Origin of the sequence: Streptomyces sp. SID12488, assembly GCF_010548275.1 — a bacterium.
Taxonomy (GTDB): Bacteria; Actinomycetota; Actinomycetes; order Streptomycetales; family Streptomycetaceae; genus Streptomyces.
Window position 1 is genome coordinate 1 of record NZ_JAAGLT010000020.1, and the last position, 13,582, is coordinate 13,582.

The window sequence follows — 13,582 nt, forward strand, 5'->3', positions numbered from 1 at the left end:
GGCCCTTGAGGTCACCGATTCCGTCGCCGTTGCTGTCCTGGAAGGAACGGACGAGGACCTCGTAGAAGACGGCGCGTTTGAACCACTCGGGGTCCCGGTCCTTGGCGGGAGTGTCCTCGAAGGTGTCAGGGACGGGATCGTTGACGGTCACGGTGTTACTGGCCTCCAGTTGGATACCGCAGCAGGTGAAAGACGTGCGCGGGCGCCCTGCCCGGCTCCGGACGTATGTAGTTGGTGCGGCCCCAGCGGTACGTTTCGCCGCTCGGTTCGTCACGCATCAGTTCGTCACGCACCTCAAGGGAATGCCCCTCGTCTTCCCGCCTGCCCAGGCCGAGTTGCGGCATGTCCAACGAGACCGTGGCTTCCTGGGTGTGGTGAGGGGCGAGGTTCACGACCACCAGCACCGTGTGGCGTCATGGCCCTCGCACCTCGCGGAAGACCGTCGCGGTGACCTGGAAGGTCTCTCCCGCGACGGCCTTGGCCGGGCGTCTGCCGTTCTCGACGGCCGGGCGCACATCCCGTACCGGGATGCGGCCGATGGCCGGGGTCGGGCTCATGGGGCTCACCTCTGCCGTGTACGGGGTCGGAGCGGGCGGCGCTATCCCCCCGCTGTGGAGCGCTGGACGGCGGGGGAGGTGTGCCCGGTGAAACGGTCCCCGTGTGCCCAGCCGGCCTGCTCCCGGAGGTAGGCGACCAGGCTCGTACGGAGATAGCGTTCGGCGGCGTGCACGGCCTCCCGTGCGCACCGTTTCCCCATCAGGACGCACAGGGTGTAGCCCGAGTCCTCGAAACTGTCCCGCGCCGAACGGTCGGACGGGGACGCGAGCATGACGCGCTCCCACGCCCGGTACCTGTTCAGCTGTCGGGCGACCTCGGCTTTGGCGGGCAACAGCATGGCGCTGGTCCCCTTCCTCGTGACTCACTGCTTCTGCGCTTCTACGGCGAGACCTTCACTCATGGTGCACGCGCGAAGACCCACCGTCCTGTTGGGTCTTCAACCATCACTCCCGGTGCCCGTGGTGCTCGTGTTGCACGAATGGACTAGCGCCCCCACTCTGGAGTGACTCAGAAGCGAACAGTGCTCACGCTTCGCGTTCGGGGCCCGGCCCCGCAGAGCGTGGAGGAACGTGGGCCCGCCGTGAGGAGCCAACGAAGATGAAGACCGCAGAGTCCTGCTACTACCACCTCGACGTGGAGGTCTGTCCCGAACGGGTCGGGCAGGTGGGCCGCATCCTGGCCGCCCACCTCCGGCTCTGGGACCTCGAGCACCTCGCCGGATCCGTCTGCCACGGCACCGAAGTGCTGTTGCGTGCCATCGACGAGCACGCGACCGACAAGCAGGCGGTGATCGAGATGTGGTGGAACGGCCAGCACCTCATCACCGCCATCGCCGAGAACGACCGTGACCTGCGCCTCGACCAGGAACTCGGCAACTGTCTGGCGTGGATCGCCGCGGTGAGCGACGGCTGGGGCTGCTGTGTCACCGGCACCGGCGCCAAGGTCATCTGGTTCTCGCGCCGGGCCCGCGCCTGCGAAGGCCTGCCCCTGCTCCCGGCCCCGCCCGGACCGACCCTGCGAGAGGTACGCCAACTGCCCCGAGAGGGACCGGCTTTCGCCGGTCCGGAGAACAGGGCGGCGGACGTTCTTGTGAACGCGTAGGGGCGCGCGGTACTTCCGGACTCTGTCCGGGCATAGTGGAGTTGGCATCCTGCTACGGGGGCGGGGTGGGTGCAGGGGGAACACCGTGTTCAGGTATGTCCACTACGAAGTGACGTGCGCGATCCTCGCGGTCTGCGCGGCAGCCGTGAGTGCGGGGGTGGTTTTCGGGGTGCAGGGCGCTCCCGAGGCGCCGCGAGGTGTCGCGCATGCGGTCGCCTTCGGTCTGCTGCTCCTGGTGTGCGCCGCGGGGTTCGGAGTTCTGAGCGTCTCCCGGCTGAAGTGGTTCGGAGAGGGCCAGGACTTCGACAGGGCGGTACCGCTGGAGGAGACCGGCGCGGTCCTGCCGACGCAGGGCGAGCAGTACCGCAGCTGCGTCAACGTGTACCTCTTCGTCTTCCTGGTGGCATATGCGCTGGGCGGCGGGCTGTTGTGGGAGCGCAGTCTGGCCCTCTCGCCGCTGTTCCTCGGGGCGGTGTGGCTGGCCCGCGGGTGGCGGGTCGCCCGCTGGGAGCGGTGCCACGGCCTGCTGCTCTGGAGCGGCCGGGCCCGCGCCCGGCTTCCGGAAGGCGACCAGCACCTGTACTCGTCGGTCCGATAGCCGACGGGCTCAGCGCGGGAGACGCGACGTCACTGTGAACTGCGCCCCGTCCGGGTCGCGCAGCACCGCCTCGTACGGCACGGAACCTGAGTCGTACCGCAGAACGCTGCCGCCGCTGTTCTGCGCGGCCTTGACGCAGGCGGCCACGTCCTCGACCGCGAAGTGCACCTGCCAGTGCGGCCGGATCGTGGGGTCGGGAGCCGCCTCCAGCGCCCCCGAGACGATACGGGCCACGACGTCGCCCCGGCTGCGCAGCACGACCTCGTTGCCCTCGTAGCGGACCTGGCAGCTGCCGGGCCGGTCCGAGGCCCACTCCAGGATCTCGCCGTAGAAGATGGCCGCGTCGAACGCGTCGCGGGTGTGCAGTCGCACGAAGGTCGGCGCCGCCCGTCGCCAGGCCTCCCAGCCGGTGAGCAGCTCACCCTCCCAGATCCCGAAGATGGCTCCGTCGCGGTCGGCCAACAGGGCTGCCCGGCCGGGCGGGAAGGAGAGCGGCCCGACCGCCGCCGTACCTCCGCGCTCGCGGACCCGGGCGACCGCGTCGTCCGCGCTCGGCACGGCGAAGTACGGGGTCCAGGCGACCACCATCTGCCATACGGAGGCCACCGCGGCGATCCCCGCGACCGGTGTACCGTCCACCAGCGCGACCCGGAATCGGTCGCCCAGGCGGGCCGAACGCCATCTCCAGCCCAGTACGGCGCTGTAGAACGCCTCGGTGGCCCGTGTGTCGCGGCTGGTGAGGCTCACCCAGCAGGGGGCGCCGAACACGGAACGGGTCGAGGAGACGACGTCCGTCGCGCCGCTGGAGTGTGTCGGGTGGTTCATGGCACTCGTGTCCTGACTTCGTCGACCGGCAGGTACCGGTCGGGCACCAGTCTCCGACCGAACCCCGTCCCGGTGCCTGTCGAGTACCCCGATCGGGTCTGTTGGCACCTGGTGAGTGCCGCATTGGCGTAGCGCGGAGATGATTCCGGACCGGGATCGTGAGGGGGGAATGCCGGCCGAAATGCGTGCCGAACCGAAATTCGTCCGGACCGTCACGGACCCGCTCGGATTCCGGGCGGCGAACCGAACTCACAGGGCTGGCGCGGACTTGTCCGGGCCTTCAGCACGCGTCGGCGAGCATTTCCTCAAGCTGTGCACGGCTCTTCCCGGAGTGTTCGGCGTACGGCTCGGTGGACGATTCCTCGTCGAGCTCCTCGCGGATGCGTGCGCAGCAGGTGGTGAGCAGCCGGGAGACGTGCATCTGCGAGATGCCGAGCTGCGACGCGATCCGGCTCTGCGTCATCCCGCCGAAGAACCGCAGGTAGAGGATGGTCCGCTCGCGTTCGGGCAGAGCCCGCAGACAGGGGCTGACGGCAGTGCGGTCGACGACCAGGTCGAAGCCGGGGTCGGTCTTGCCGACGGTCTCTGTGAGCGCGTACCTGTCGGTGCGTGGCAGCTCCGCCTCCAGCGACAGCACGGAGAAGCACTCCAGGGCCTCCATGCCGGTACGCACCTCGCTCTCGCTCAGTTGTGCGTAGGCGGCGATCTCGGCGACGGTCGGTGGCCGTCCCGAGATGGTGGCGGACAGTTCCTTGGAGGCGTTGCGCACCCGATTGCGCAGGTCCTGGACTCGGCGCGGCACATGCAGCGCCCACAGATGGTCGCGGAAGTGGCGCTTGATCTCTCCGGTGACGGTCGGTACGGCGTAGGCCTCGAAGGCGACGCCGCGCTCGGGGTCGTAGTGGTCGACAGCCTTGACGAGACCGACGGCCGCGACCTGGTAGAGGTCCTCCAGAGCCTCGCCGCGTCCCCGGAAGCGGACTGCGATCCGCTCCGACATGGGCAACCAGGCCCGTATGACGTCGTCCCGGAGTGCCTGGCGTTGCGGTCCTTCGGGCAGTCGGGCGAGCCGCTCGAAGTCGGCGGCCGTGTCGGGGGCGTCGTCATGCGGATGTTGCTTCGTTCTGGTGGCGACAAGCATCGCGCGCACCTTCCTCACAAACTGGTGCCGGATGGACAGACACCGGGGGAGGGGTGCGCTCACGGACCGGACGGAGATCGGCCGAGACCCGGCGAACCGGCTCCCACGGGCGTGCCTCCAGTCCGAAGCACTACCGGACGAATTCCCGTTCCAGGTGACATGGAAACAAATCGACATAAAAAGTGACTCGCTGTCCCCCGTTGGTCGCCACGCGAATTCACCACATGGAACATGCTGCATACATTCTCTTGACTCCCTCCATTCCTTCCTCATGGTTTTCTACCTCTGGCGCAGAGCTCTATCCGGTCAGTGTGCCGTCGACTTCGGGGTCCTGTTGTTCGCCGCCGTCCTCAGTGTCGTGGCAGCCTCCTCGCCCCTCGGCACGCCGGCCCGCGGAACGACGGTCACTGCCATGCACCGGAACGTGATGTGCGGCACGCGTCCACCTGGTGTGGAACGGCCCTTCGGCGGATTTCCGCTGCACACCGCTTGATCAGTGATCAAGGGGACGAATTCGCTGGCCACAGCGCATTCCGCTCATTTGACTGTGCGCCCGGCGCAAGGATAGGAAGCAGCCATCCGAGGTCGAGAGGTGGACTGTGCACGAGCCGAACGTGGTCGGGGACTGGCACGAGTACGACGAGCATGCCGGCCTGCGTGTCCGCGTGCACCGTCTGGTCGCGGCCGAACCGCCGCGCGGGCGCGACGACGCAGCCGAGGGACTGACCTACTTCAGTCTCCGGGTGACGGTCGAGAACCGCGGCGGCCGGCATTTCGGCGTCCACCTGGAGGACGGCCAGATCGACATCCGGCTCGGCCCCGACGGCGAGGGCGCCTTCATCGACTGGCGGAACTCGCAGTTCATCGAGGGCTTCGACGTCCACCCGCTGCGCCGCGCCACGGCCGTCCTGTACGCGGCCGGCCCGGAATCGTCCCTCGCGCAGGTGGACGTACAGATCCAGCTGCGGGTCGAGGAGGAGTGGGCCGACCGGCACCTCTGGGTGGGCGGGATCGGCCTGCCCGAGGACCTCACCGGCACCGGCGCGCACCACGGCACGGCCCGGGACGGGGTGGCCCACCAGGCGAGCGACTTCCTCAAGGAACAGCGGGACCTCAGGGAGCAGCGGGACCAGAAGGGTCAGACGGAACCCAGCTGAGCGACCGACCGAACCTACCCGGCGCGCTGACAACGCTGCCGCCGGACGGGCCCGGCTTCCGACCCCGGTTCTCAGTGCGCGATGTTGTCGATCAGCTCGCGCGCGCCCTGCCGCAGCAGCGCCACCGCCACAGACGTACCGAGCGTGGCCGGGTCGAGGCGTCCCGCCCATTCGTGGGCGTTGAGCTGGACCTTGCCGTCCGGAGTGAACACGCAGGCGCGCAGGGAGAGTTCACCGTTGCGGGACACCGTCGCGTACCCGGCGATCGGGCTGTTGCAGTGCCCCTGGAGAACGTGCAGGAACATGCGCTCGGCCGTCGCCTCCCGATGCGTGTCCGGGTCACCGAGGCCGCTGACCGCGTCGATCAGCTCGGTGTCGCCCTCACGGCACTGGAGGGCGAGGATGCCCGCGCCGATCGGCGGCATCATCGTCTCGGGGGAGAGGATCTCGCTGACCACGTCCATCCGGCCGATGCGCTCCAGACCGGACACGGCGAGGAGCAGCGCGTCGGCCTCACCGGCCGCGAGCTTCTCCAGCCGCCGGTTGGCGTTGCCACGGAACGGCACGCACTCCAGATGCGGGTGGGACGCGGCCAGTTGGGCGATCCGGCGCACCGAGGACGTTCCGATCCGGGTGCCGTCCGGCAACTCGTCGAGGGTGCGGCCACCGGGGTGGATCAGGGCGTCACGGATGTCGTCCCGCTTGAGGAACGCGGCGAACATCGTGCCCGCGGGGAGCGGCCGGTCGGCCGGTACGTCCTTGACGCAGTGCACCGCCAGATCGGCCTCACCGGCCAGCAGCGCGGCGTCGACCTCCTTGGTGAACGCACCCTTGCCCTCGACCTGGGACAGATCACCCATCCACTTGTCACCGGTCGTCTTCACGGGGACGACCTCGGTGCGCACCTGCGGATGTACGACGGCCAGTTCGGCGCGCACCCGTTCCACCTGGGCCAGTGCCATGGGCGAGTCGCGGGAGACGATACGGATCATTTCAGGGACGGACATGCCGACACGATAGACCCTCCGGAGCCCCCTCCCAGCCCGAACCGGGTCCTTCGCCCGAGGAGTTCGCACCCGGCGCGGAGGTGACCAGGCGCCCCGCCGCCGGGCCCACGGCAGGTGCGGCTGCCGGCCCGCGAGGCGGGAAGGACGCGAAGGCGAAGGTCCGTGCCATGGCCCCGGCACCGATGCCCACGACCACCCGGAACCCGTTCTCGGAGGGCGGCGGCACACCGCCGAACGGGGTGGTCGTCCGGGCCGGTACGACGCCTGCCGCCGCGCCGGACACCGCCGTACCCATGGACCGCGTGAGCGTGTTGAGGCTGCTCGCGGCGACCGTCGCCGAGACCCGGTACCGGTACCGGGTCTCGGCGGCATGACGGCGAGGGCGTCATCGCGCCGAACGACCTCGCCAACGGTGATGCCGACGGATTCCCGGACCCCGACCACATGGGCTGGACCGGAGGTCGTCCACGGCACGCTGTATCGCCGGCTCCTGGCCCTGCGCAGGGCCACTGACGTGGAAAGCATCGTGTCCACGCACGACGGGGCGGCGTACGGGGTCCACGAGTTGTCCGTCGAGTGGTGACCTCGGGACCCCGCCCGCTTGCTCGTCCTACTCGTCGAAGGTGACGACGACCTTCTCGGCGGCTCCGGGGGTGAGAGCGAGGTCGAAGGCGGTGCCGACGTCACCGAAGGGGACGCGGTGGCTGATGAGCTTGGCGAAGGTCTCGTGGTGTTCGACGAGTTCGGGGGTGACCTCGAAGATCTCCGTGGGGTAGCCCTGGGAGGCGATCAGGGTGAGCTCGCTGCGGAGCATGCCGCCGAGGTCGATCTGGTCGGACTTCTTCTGTACAGCGACCATGACGAGCTTGGCGCCCCACTTGGCGGAGTCGACGGTGGTGTTGAAGACGGCGGGGACACCGGCGGCGTCGATGTAGATGTCGGTGCCGGGGCGGGGCTGGCCGAGGGCGTTGGCGGCCTGGCCGTGGAGTTCCGTCAACCGCTCCGTCACGTTCTCGGTACGGGAGTTGATGACGGCGTCGGCGCCGATGGCGAGGGCGGTCTCGAGGCGCTCGGGGATGACGTCGGCGACGACGACGTGCTTGACGCCGCGCAGCTTGAGCCAGATGGTGGCGCCGAGACCGATGGGTCCGGCCCCGAAGACGATGACGGTGTCCTCGGAAGTGGCTTCGGAGCGGTTGACGCAGTGCCGGGCGACCGCCATGGGTTCGTTCAGTGAGGCGACGTCGAAGGGGACGGTGTCGGGGAAGACGGCGACCGTCCTGCCGACCTCGCAGTCGTCGAGGAGCAGGTACTGGCTCATCGCGCCGTGTGCGCCGCCGCAGCCGATGATGCCCGACGACACGCCCTGCGGGTTGACGACGACGCGATCGCCGACCTTCAAGTCCCTCACCTCCGCGCCGAGTTCAATGATCTCACCGGCGGGTTCATGGCCCAGCGGGATGGCGCGCATGGTGCCGTCGGCGGTCGGCATGCCGCCGAGGTGGAGGAAGAAGGTGTCCGTGCCGCAGATGCCGCAGGCACGGACACGCATGAGGGCGTCCTTGGGGCCGGTTACGGGGCGTTCGACGTCGACGACCTGGACCTTGTCCTTCGCGGTGTGTACGGACTTCATCGTGGTGACCATGAGTAACTCGCCTTCTGTGTAATGGAGTTGGTGTGTCTGTGCGTGGGGGCTGTGTGGGGCGGCCGGTGTTCAGGCCGCGGTTGGTGTCCGGGGTGGCGTCGATCCGGACGTCGGGGGCACTGTCTGCCCCGGGTGATCGCGTCGGCCCGGATGCCCTGCTTCCGGTATGCCACGCCCGGTTTCCCGGCACCTGGGCGTCTCGCGGTACTTGTCCGCTTCATGAGACATGAGTGCTCATCCCGCGGCCTTCAGGGCGCGCAGCACGGCGTCGGCCATACCGCGCTCACCTCGCTCGTTGGGGTGAACGGGGGCCGCGTCCGCCGCCGGCATCAGGGGTTCGATCCAGCGGGTGTCCCGAGCCGCGCAGGCGTCACGGCCGATGGACGGCCCATAGGTGTCGACGTACACCGCCCCGGCGGCCTCGGCCCGCTTCCGCAGCGTGCTGTTGAGCTGCCGCTCCTTGGTGTCGAGGAACCGAACGTCCCCGGGAGCGAGGGTCATGTCGTCGTCGCAGCTCTTCCCCTCGGACGGCAGGATCGCCGGATAGCCGACGACGTACACCTCGGCCCGCGGTGCCCGGCGCTTCACCTCGGCGAGCGCGTCGGTCAGCCGCTTGCCCGCCGCGTCGATCCGCCGCGCCACCTTGTCGGCGCCGTCGGAGACGTACTCCCCGTGGCAGGGCGCGTCGTTCCCGGTGAACCTGCCGCTGCCGGTCAGCCGGTAGACGACGCCCTTCTTGACGCACTCCTGGACCGTGGCGGCGAAACCGATGTCGTTGCCTCCTACGCCGATCGTGACCAGTCCGGTCCTCGCGGTGAGCGCGGACAGCTGGGCCGGGTTGACGCCGTTGTCCGTGGACTGGGCCGAGGAGAGGTCGGCGATCTTCGCTCCGCTGCAACTCATGTCGCGGAAGTCGGCCGTTTCCAGGGCCAGTTGCCGCGCGACCAGAGAGGGGTAGTTCCGGTCGGAGCGGTCGCAGCCCGCAGGGGTCGTGGCCTGGGCGGGAATCCCCGGGCCCGAGGTGTAGGAGTCGCCCAGCGCCACGTACGGGCCCGGCGGCGGCGCCGAGTCGTCGTCGCCGCGTCCGACGGTGATCACGGTGACCAGCACGCCGCACGCGACCGCCCCGGCCAGTCCGGCTCGTACATAGGTCCTCATAGGGGTGTCCTGCCTTCCGTCTCCTGAGGCCGGCCCGGCCGGCACTGCTCGCTTCGGGGGCGCATGGCCCGGGGGACGGTGGGGGGCGGTGAGCGGGACGGTCTCGGTGGCGCTGTCGGCCTCGCACGCCGGGGAGTGGGCCGGTGGGTGCCCAGTGGTCACGAGGAGTCGCCGTCGAACCGGGTGGGATGTCCTCGGACTCGGCGCCGGACGGGGGGAGTTGTCCGACGCCGAGCCCGAGGGGCGCGCCGGTCCCCGTCCCCACGGGTTCGGCGCGCCGGGGCCTCCTCCGCTCAAGGCGGCCCCGGTCTGGGTGCCCGCGGCTCTTCGCCGCGGGCTTCGGTGACCTGGGCGGTCACCGGGGACGGTGGTCAGGTGGTGCGGGTCATGGGAACTCCTGCGGTTGTGGCGCGAGGGGCCAGTCGGGTGGCAGGGGGGTATTGCCGACGGTGACGGACTGCGTTTTGCTTGAGTCAGGCAAGCACATGTGAATTACTTGAGTCAAGCAAGCTAATGCCGGGCGGCGTCGAGCCCGGAAGGGGGGTGGGTCATTTTGCTTGAGTCACGCAAGCAGAATGTTAGGGTGGCGGGTATGCCTACACCACCGTCAGCGGAAGTCCTCGCTTCGGCGGGGACGAACGTGGCCGAGATCGATCGGAATCTCAACCGGATCGCTCACCTGGCGTACCACGCCAGGCAGCACGGGCGGCTGCGGGAACTGGCCGGCGTCCCCCTGGAGCGCTCCGCCGTGGTGCTCCTGCGGCAGATCGCCGACTCCGAGCCCCTGCGCCCGGGGGAGCTGGCGAACCTGCTGGCGGTGGAGGCCTCGCACGTCACCCGCCAGGTGCAGCAGCTCCAGAAGGCCGGTTACGTCACCCGCGTGCCGGACCCCGACGACCGCCGAGCGCAGCGCATCCGGCTCACCCCGGCGGGCGCCGAGGCGGTCGTGCGTATCCGCGAGGTCAGTTGCCGCAGCATGAGTGGGGCCCTGGAGGGGTGGTCGCCCCATGAGCTCCGGCGCCTGACCGCGTTCGTGGACCGCATGGTCGACGACGTGCTCGCCGCCATCGACGCGGCCGACGGCCGTGAGGTGGCCGTGTCCCAGCACATTCCCTGACCGCACCGGGCGCGTAGCGTGCCCCCACTCGCCATGTCGTCCGATGTTGTCGGACGGTCGGCCGTGGTGGCTCGCGCAGCCGTTGAGACGTGAAGCGTGGATCTCATACGAACGGTCTTCCCGAGGCTGGCATCTGCGAGAAACCGGCGCAGGTCCAGGGTCGTGGGCAACACGTGCTGGTCATCGTCGGTGATCCCGTGACCGCCGAACTGCTCTCGACGGCACTCGAGGTGGCGGGCTATCTGGTCTCCACGGCGTGCTCCGGGGCCGAGGCGCTGACCCGGCTCGGGGGCTTCCGGTTCGACCTGGTGGTGCTCGATCTCGCGCTGCCGGACCTGGATGTGCTGGCGCGGCGGCATCGTGTCACCGGTGAACGCCCGGCGGTTCTCTTCCTGGCCGCGCCCGACGCCCTGGGCGCGTTGCTGTCGGCGATGGGCCCGGTCGGGCGGGACTACGTGACCACGCCGTTCCGCATCGCCGAAGTCCTGGTCCGCGTACAGGTGTTGCTGCGCGACTTGAACCCCGCACAGCAGCCGAGGGCACTGTCGTACGGCGAGTTGGCACTGGACGACTCCACCTGTGAGGCGCGCCGCGGTCCGCGCCCGCTCGATCTGACTCCGGCGGAGTACCGGCTGCTGCGCCACCTGCTGGTCAACTCCGGGAAGGTGCTGTCGAAGGAACAGATCGCCCGGCATGTCTGGGGTGAGTACCGGGGCGGCAACGCGATCGAGCAACTCGTCTCCAGGCTGCGCCGCAAGGTGAACCAGGAGACGCCGGCGCTGATCCACACCCGTCGGGGGTTCGGCTACTGGCTCGGCGCCACCGCCCTGTGAGCAGGGGCGGTTCACGGCCGGTCCGCACCGCTCCTCATGTGCGCGGCACTCCTCGATCCACCCGACCGTGAACGCGGTGAGGAACACCGGCATGAGCGTCCGAGGCCCCGGTCGGCCGGGAGAGCGGCGGTGTCTTCGCCGGCGGAATTTACTTGAGTTACGCAACGAGATGGTAAACTTGAGGGTATGTCCACACCGCCACCCAAGACCACTCCCGCCCCGAAGGATGTGGCAGAGATCGAGCGAGCTCTCACCCGCATCTCCTATCTGCTCAGCCGTGCCCGGCAGCACGACCGCCTGATGGCGATCGCCGGGGTCCCGCTCGACCGGGCCGCCACCGCGCTCCTTCGCCAGATCGCCGACTCCGAACCGATGCGCCCGGGCGAACTCGCCAACCGGCTCGCGGTGGAGGCCTCCCATGTCACCCGCCAGGTGCAGCAGCTCCAGAAGGCCGGTTACGTCACCCGCGTACCCGACCCCGACGACCGTCGCGCCCAGCGCATCGAGCTGACCGCTACGGGCGAGGTTGCCGTCGAGCGCGTCCGGGAGGCGAGCCGCCGCGGTATGCAGATGGCTCTCGGCGGCTGGTCCGCCGAGGAACTTCAGCAGCTCGCCGGCCTGTTCCACCGCATGGTCGACGACTTCCTCGCCTACTCCCTCGAGGACGACGCCGAGGCGGGCGTCGTCGAGCCCCTCCCCAACGTCTGACGCAGCACCTCGCGCCGTTTCGCACCGCGCCCGCGGTGCGATCGGTCACTCCCCGTCGAGCACCAGCTCGACCGTGTGCCGGCCGGGGTCGGCCGCGGCGAGAACCGGGGCGCCCGGCCGGCCGTCCACCGTGCAGGAGCGCACCCGGTTCCCCGCGCCGGTCAGCGCGATGTCCAGGGTCAGACGCCGCCAGCGCAGCCCGCGCAGCCGGACCGGCCCCCATCGCCGAGGCAGGCACGGTCTCAGCCGCACCGCGTCCGCCGAGTGCTCCAGGCCGACCAGACCCTCGTGGACGAGGCGCAGATACGCGGTCGCCGACCAGGTCTGGTGCGGCTGCGAGACGAAGTGCTCGGCTCTGCCGCTCGCGCCGCTCTGCCAGCCCCCGTCGGCCTTCCCGCTCACCGAGTCGTACACCTCGTAGAAACCGCCCCCGCTGCCGGTGACGAGGTCCGCGAAGGTCTCGACGGCCCGCGCGAACGGTTCGGTCCGGCCGGCGCCGGCTGCGGCCAGCCCGTACAGGCCGTGCACCATCGGCCAGACCATCACGTTGTGCCGCCCGGGACGGCCGGCGCCGAACCGCGCGAAATGCGGCCAGACATTGACGATGCCGTGCGGCTGCCAGTGGGCGCTGTCCAGGATCTGCCGCGCCCGCTGCCCGTCGGCCACGCCGAGCAGCAGCGCGAGAGCGAGCCCGGCGCCCTCCTGTGAGGTGTCGACCCGGCCCGCGAACGGACCGCCACCGTGCACGAGATACGCGTACGTGCCCGCGTCCGGCTGCCACAGATGCCGGTCGACCGCGACCCGCAGCCGCTCGGCCGCCGCACGCCATGACGTCGCCTCCGCAGGCTTGCCCAGTGCGTCGGCCATGGCCGCCAGGGCCGACCGGGCGCCGTAGTACAGGCAGTTCGTCGACAGGCACAGCAGCTCCGCCGCGTGCGGATGGTCGAGAACGAAGGAAGAGCGGACGCCCTCGGTCGAGGGTGGATCGGGATATCCGGAGATCCCGTCGTTCATGAACCCCGGCCCCCGGAAGAGCCCGTACTCCCCGTTGAAACTGTGTGTCTCGCGCGCCTCCATGGTGTGGACGGCCGTCTCGTGCGCCTTGGCCAGGAAGTCCCGGTCACCGGTGACGAGGTAGTGGTGCCAGGCGGCCACGATCCATACGACCTGGTCCCACCACTGGTTGTCCTGCTGCACGACCAGTCCGCCCGGCCCCCGGTCCACCACCGACCAGAGGGTGTTGCGCCCGAGGTCCGGCGCCAGCAGGGAGGCCGCGCTCCATGCGTTGACAGCCGCGTCCCTGGTCCAACGCTGCGGCGTCGGATAGCCGGCCCCGGCTCGTACGAGGGTGCCGGGTGGGTCTGTGAGCAGCCCGGCCTTGTCGTAGACCGCCGGATCCGCCGCGATGGTGTTGCGGTCGACCACGTCCGTCAGCGCGGACGCGTAGAGCTTGCCCAGCCGATGCTGGGTGGCCGGGTCGTCGAAGGTGAGTGACGGCATGCTGATCCCGATCGTGGGGGCCACGGCACGGGCGGTTGCCGGGGCCGGGGCTGGGGCGGCGCCGACGCCGGCCGCGGTGAGCGCCGTACCGCTCGCGGCCTTCAGAAACCCCCGTCGGCGGACCGGGCCTCCTTTGTCGTCCCGGTCATCGGTGTCCTGCTCCGCAGCCGCCTTGCTCATTCTTCGCCGCTCCCTTTCCACGCCCGCGAACCGTGTGTCTCCCGGAGCCTGGAG

The 13,582-nt window shown here is 69.9% G+C and carries 16 protein-coding genes and 1 pseudogene; 8 read left to right on the forward strand and 9 right to left on the reverse strand.

Features of this window, described 5'->3' with window-relative positions:
- Nucleotides 1–155 precede the first annotated feature (155 nt).
- The 3 genes and pseudogenes from G3I56_RS26820 to G3I56_RS26830 form a co-directional block, all read right to left on the reverse strand.
- Nucleotides 156–407 (reverse strand): annotated as a pseudogene (locus tag G3I56_RS26820) (alpha-1,4-glucan--maltose-1-phosphate maltosyltransferase); the annotation flags it as partial.
- A gap of 6 nt (nucleotides 408–413) precedes the next feature.
- Complete coding sequence (locus G3I56_RS26825) at nucleotides 414–557, reverse strand: maltotransferase domain-containing protein (protein ID WP_164413251.1); 144 nt, start codon at nucleotides 555–557, stop codon at nucleotides 414–416.
- Between the two features lie 41 nt (nucleotides 558–598).
- Entirely contained in the window at nucleotides 599–895 is a 297-nt protein-coding gene (locus G3I56_RS26830) for a DUF5133 domain-containing protein (protein ID WP_164413253.1), read from the reverse strand.
- 260 nt (nucleotides 896–1,155) lie between these two features.
- On the opposite strand from G3I56_RS26830, the gene G3I56_RS26835 reads away from it, so the two are divergent.
- Together G3I56_RS26835 and G3I56_RS26840 are read left to right on the forward strand one after the other, a co-directional pair.
- Nucleotides 1,156–1,659: a pep a2 gene (locus G3I56_RS26835; protein WP_164413255.1), complete on the forward strand. Its 504-nt coding sequence runs from the start codon at nucleotides 1,156–1,158 to the stop codon at nucleotides 1,657–1,659.
- 85 nt (nucleotides 1,660–1,744) lie between these two features.
- A complete protein-coding gene (locus G3I56_RS26840) occupies nucleotides 1,745–2,257 on the forward strand; it encodes a hypothetical protein (protein ID WP_164413257.1) in 513 nt (170 codons plus the stop codon).
- Nucleotides 2,258–2,266: 9 nt separating this feature from the next.
- Here the strand turns inward: G3I56_RS26840 and G3I56_RS26845 are convergent, their stop codons facing one another.
- Both G3I56_RS26845 and G3I56_RS26850 read right to left on the reverse strand, forming a co-directional pair.
- The gene (locus G3I56_RS26845; RefSeq protein WP_164413259.1) at nucleotides 2,267–3,082 is read right to left on the reverse strand and encodes a VOC family protein; all 816 of its coding nucleotides are present in this window, start codon (nucleotides 3,080–3,082) and stop codon (nucleotides 2,267–2,269) included.
- Nucleotides 3,083–3,362: 280 nt separating this feature from the next.
- Complete coding sequence (locus tag G3I56_RS26850; protein WP_164413261.1) at nucleotides 3,363–4,223, reverse strand: SigB/SigF/SigG family RNA polymerase sigma factor; 861 nt, start codon at nucleotides 4,221–4,223, stop codon at nucleotides 3,363–3,365.
- Nucleotides 4,224–4,822: 599 nt separating this feature from the next.
- Between G3I56_RS26850 and G3I56_RS26855 the strand changes: the two genes are divergently transcribed.
- The gene (locus tag G3I56_RS26855; protein WP_164413263.1) at nucleotides 4,823–5,380 is read left to right on the forward strand and encodes a hypothetical protein; all 558 of its coding nucleotides are present in this window, start codon (nucleotides 4,823–4,825) and stop codon (nucleotides 5,378–5,380) included.
- A 71-nt stretch (nucleotides 5,381–5,451) separates the two neighbouring features.
- Here G3I56_RS26855 and hemC read toward each other — a convergent pair whose 3' ends face one another.
- Complete coding sequence (gene hemC / locus G3I56_RS26860; RefSeq protein WP_164413264.1) at nucleotides 5,452–6,387, reverse strand: hydroxymethylbilane synthase; 936 nt, start codon at nucleotides 6,385–6,387, stop codon at nucleotides 5,452–5,454.
- Nucleotides 6,388–6,467: 80 nt separating this feature from the next.
- On the opposite strand from hemC, the gene G3I56_RS26865 reads away from it, so the two are divergent.
- Both G3I56_RS26865 and G3I56_RS26870 read left to right on the forward strand, forming a co-directional pair.
- Nucleotides 6,468–6,761, forward strand: a complete 294-nt coding sequence (locus tag G3I56_RS26865) for a hypothetical protein (RefSeq protein ID WP_164413265.1) — start codon at nucleotides 6,468–6,470, stop codon at nucleotides 6,759–6,761.
- A 41-nt stretch (nucleotides 6,762–6,802) separates the two neighbouring features.
- Nucleotides 6,803–6,970: a hypothetical protein gene (locus G3I56_RS26870; RefSeq protein WP_164413266.1), complete on the forward strand. Its 168-nt coding sequence runs from the start codon at nucleotides 6,803–6,805 to the stop codon at nucleotides 6,968–6,970.
- A gap of 27 nt (nucleotides 6,971–6,997) precedes the next feature.
- Here G3I56_RS26870 and G3I56_RS26875 read toward each other — a convergent pair whose 3' ends face one another.
- Entirely contained in the window at nucleotides 6,998–8,032 is a 1,035-nt protein-coding gene (locus G3I56_RS26875; RefSeq protein ID WP_164413267.1) for a zinc-binding dehydrogenase, read from the reverse strand.
- A gap of 234 nt (nucleotides 8,033–8,266) precedes the next feature.
- Nucleotides 8,267–9,190, reverse strand: a complete 924-nt coding sequence (locus G3I56_RS26880; protein WP_164413268.1) for an SGNH/GDSL hydrolase family protein — start codon at nucleotides 9,188–9,190, stop codon at nucleotides 8,267–8,269.
- A gap of 592 nt (nucleotides 9,191–9,782) precedes the next feature.
- Here G3I56_RS26880 and G3I56_RS26885 point away from each other — a divergent pair.
- The 3 genes from G3I56_RS26885 (at nucleotide 9,783) to G3I56_RS26895 (ending at nucleotide 11,848) form a co-directional block, all read left to right on the forward strand.
- The gene (locus tag G3I56_RS26885) at nucleotides 9,783–10,307 is read left to right on the forward strand and encodes a MarR family transcriptional regulator (protein WP_203690768.1); all 525 of its coding nucleotides are present in this window, start codon (nucleotides 9,783–9,785) and stop codon (nucleotides 10,305–10,307) included.
- A 173-nt stretch (nucleotides 10,308–10,480) separates the two neighbouring features.
- The gene (locus tag G3I56_RS26890) at nucleotides 10,481–11,140 is read left to right on the forward strand and encodes a response regulator transcription factor (protein ID WP_343240057.1); all 660 of its coding nucleotides are present in this window, start codon (nucleotides 10,481–10,483) and stop codon (nucleotides 11,138–11,140) included.
- Between the two features lie 186 nt (nucleotides 11,141–11,326).
- Nucleotides 11,327–11,848: a MarR family transcriptional regulator gene (locus G3I56_RS26895; protein WP_164413270.1), complete on the forward strand. Its 522-nt coding sequence runs from the start codon at nucleotides 11,327–11,329 to the stop codon at nucleotides 11,846–11,848.
- 45 nt (nucleotides 11,849–11,893) lie between these two features.
- Here the strand turns inward: G3I56_RS26895 and G3I56_RS26900 are convergent, their stop codons facing one another.
- Nucleotides 11,894–13,528, reverse strand: coding sequence for a trehalase family glycosidase (locus G3I56_RS26900; protein WP_164413271.1), 1,635 nt, complete (start codon nucleotides 13,526–13,528; stop codon nucleotides 11,894–11,896).
- Between the last annotated feature and the right edge of the window lie 54 nt (nucleotides 13,529–13,582).

What these genes read in the sequence shown, in the direction of transcription:
- G3I56_RS26825 (WP_164413251.1), bottom strand. Translation starts at nt 557, where the DNA reads ATGAGCCCGACCCCGGCCATCGGCCGCATCCCGGTACGGGATGTGCGC.
- G3I56_RS26830 (WP_164413253.1), bottom strand. Translation starts at nt 895, where the DNA reads ATGCTGTTGCCCGCCAAAGCCGAGGTCGCCCGACAGCTGAACAGGTAC.
- G3I56_RS26835 (WP_164413255.1), top strand. Translation starts at nt 1,156, where the DNA reads ATGAAGACCGCAGAGTCCTGCTACTACCACCTCGACGTGGAGGTCTGT.
- G3I56_RS26845 (WP_164413259.1), bottom strand. Translation starts at nt 3,082, where the DNA reads ATGAACCACCCGACACACTCCAGCGGCGCGACGGACGTCGTCTCCTCG.
- G3I56_RS26850 (WP_164413261.1), bottom strand. Translation starts at nt 4,223, where the DNA reads ATGCTTGTCGCCACCAGAACGAAGCAACATCCGCATGACGACGCCCCC.
- hemC (WP_164413264.1), bottom strand. Translation starts at nt 6,387, where the DNA reads ATGTCCGTCCCTGAAATGATCCGTATCGTCTCCCGCGACTCGCCCATG.
- G3I56_RS26870 (WP_164413266.1), top strand. Translation starts at nt 6,803, where the DNA reads ATGCCGACGGATTCCCGGACCCCGACCACATGGGCTGGACCGGAGGTC.
- G3I56_RS26875 (WP_164413267.1), bottom strand. Translation starts at nt 8,032, where the DNA reads ATGGTCACCACGATGAAGTCCGTACACACCGCGAAGGACAAGGTCCAG.
- G3I56_RS26880 (WP_164413268.1), bottom strand. Translation starts at nt 9,190, where the DNA reads ATGAGGACCTATGTACGAGCCGGACTGGCCGGGGCGGTCGCGTGCGGC.
- G3I56_RS26885 (WP_203690768.1), top strand. Translation starts at nt 9,783, where the DNA reads ATGCCTACACCACCGTCAGCGGAAGTCCTCGCTTCGGCGGGGACGAAC.
- G3I56_RS26895 (WP_164413270.1), top strand. Translation starts at nt 11,327, where the DNA reads ATGTCCACACCGCCACCCAAGACCACTCCCGCCCCGAAGGATGTGGCA.
- G3I56_RS26900 (WP_164413271.1), bottom strand. Translation starts at nt 13,528, where the DNA reads ATGAGCAAGGCGGCTGCGGAGCAGGACACCGATGACCGGGACGACAAA.